This window comes from Streptomyces novaecaesareae, from assembly GCF_000716875.1.
GTDB classification, from domain to species: domain Bacteria; phylum Actinomycetota; class Actinomycetes; order Streptomycetales; family Streptomycetaceae; genus Kitasatospora; species Kitasatospora novaecaesareae.
This window is the reverse complement of the sequence record NZ_JNWQ01000184.1, coordinates 1-1659: the sequence shown is the minus strand read 5'-3', so window position 1 is coordinate 1659 and position 1659 is coordinate 1. Positions and strand designations below refer to the sequence as shown.

The window sequence follows — 1659 nt, the reverse complement described above, 5'->3', positions numbered from 1 at the left end:
CCGCCGCCCCCTCCGCCCCCCGGCGCCCGCGCGCGCCGCGGACCGCCTACCGTGCCCGTACGCACCGACGACACCCCGTGGGACGTCCTGCTGATCGGCGGCGCCTCAGGCCTCGGCAAGAGCCGCGCCGCCGCCCTCCTCGCCGCCCGGCACGGGGCGTTCACGGTGGAGTTCGACGACGTCGTCGCCGCCCTGCAGGCCGCCACCACCGCAGCCACCCACCCCGGCCTGCACCACTTCCGCGCCCCCGACCAGGCCGGCAGCGCCGAGCTCGTCCTGGACCTGCAGATCGCCACCGCCCGCGCCCTGGACGACGCCCTGCTCGGCGTCGTACGCAACCGGCTCACCGTCGACGTGCCCGCCATCGTCGAAGGCGACTACCTCACCCCGGCCGCCGCCGCCCGCGCCGCGTTCGAGGCCGCCGCACAGGACCGGCGGGTGCGGGCGGTCTTCCTCCACGAGGACGACCCCGCGCGCATCGCCGCCAACTACGCCGACCGCGAGCCCAGTTGCGGCCCCCAGACCGAACGCGCCGCCGTCAGCGCCCGCTACGGCGCCTGGCTCGCCGCCCAGGCCGGCGCCCACACCCCGCCCGTGGTCGCCTGCCGCCCGCACGCCACCCTGCCCGAGCACCTGGCCGCCGCCCTGGCCTGAACCGCGGCGGGCTCAGCCCTGCTCACCGTCGCCGTACGCGGCCCGCGCGTGCAGCACCTGCGGCATGTGGGACTCCGCCCACGCCTTGATCGCCCGCATCAGCGGCAGCAAGTCGCGGCCGAGCACGGCGAGTTCGTAGTCGACGCGGACCGGGACACCGCCGGTGACGGTGCGGGCGAGCAGGCCGTCGCGTTCCAGGGCGCGCAGGGTCCGGGTGAGCATCTTCTCGCTCACCCCGGCCAGGCGCCGGCGCAGGGCACTGTAACGCTGCGGGCCGTCGGCGAGGGCGTTGACCACCAGGATCGTCCACTTGTCGCCGATGCGGTCCAGGAGCTGACGGGCCGGCCACTGGGCGAGGTAGGCGTCGCAGCCGGCCGCCTCGACGGCGCGGCGCTGGGCAGCGGTCGTGGTGGGCGCCACGGGCACACTCTCCTTTGCGTGCGGTACACACCACGGAGTGCGTGCTTCCTGCCGGGGAGCAACTCTCCCCAGGTTGGGCGCTGTTCCCCGATCCGCTGTCGAAATCGACTGGAATGCGCAGGGTGCGTGCCGTAGTGGCGCGGGATTCGGCCCTCCCGAGGCGCTGGAACCGGTCGAGGCGGCACCGCCGCAGCCGGGCCGCAGGCAGGTGCGGGTACAGGTGGCAGGCACCGGGGTCAACCCGGTGGACGCAGTCACCCGCGCCGGGGTCCTCGCCGAGGCCGAACTGACGGCGCCCCGGGCAAACACGGGCACCGGCTGGGACATGGCGGGCACGATCGACGCCGTGAGGGCGGGCATCACCGGCTTCACGCCCCGACACCCGGCGGTGGGCCTACACGACCACCTGCACGCACACCTCGACACCTACGCCGACCACATCGTCCCGGACACCGACACCCCCGCCCCCGCCGGCCTCCCACTCACAGCCGCCGCCACCCTCCCCCTGAACCGCCTCACCCCCCTGCAGACCTGTCTCTTATACACATCTGACGCTGCCGACGAGCGATCTAGTGTAGATCTCGG

The 1659-nt window shown here is 74.8% G+C and carries 2 protein-coding genes and 1 pseudogene; 2 read left to right on the top strand and 1 reads right to left on the bottom strand.

What is annotated here, in order from left to right:
- Positions 1-51: 51 nt before the first annotated feature.
- Complete coding sequence (locus OP86_RS32360; RefSeq protein ID WP_030055168.1) at positions 52-654, top strand: AAA family ATPase; 603 nt, start codon at positions 52-54, stop codon at positions 652-654.
- Between the two features lie 12 nt (positions 655-666).
- On the opposite strand, the gene OP86_RS37600 is transcribed toward OP86_RS32360, so the two are convergent.
- Entirely contained in the window at positions 667-1074 is a 408-nt protein-coding gene (locus tag OP86_RS37600) for a winged helix-turn-helix transcriptional regulator (protein WP_030055167.1), read from the bottom strand.
- 220 nt (positions 1075-1294) lie between these two features.
- Here OP86_RS37600 and OP86_RS33160 point away from each other — a divergent pair.
- A pseudogene (locus tag OP86_RS33160) lies at positions 1295-1659 on the top strand (hypothetical protein); the annotation flags it as partial.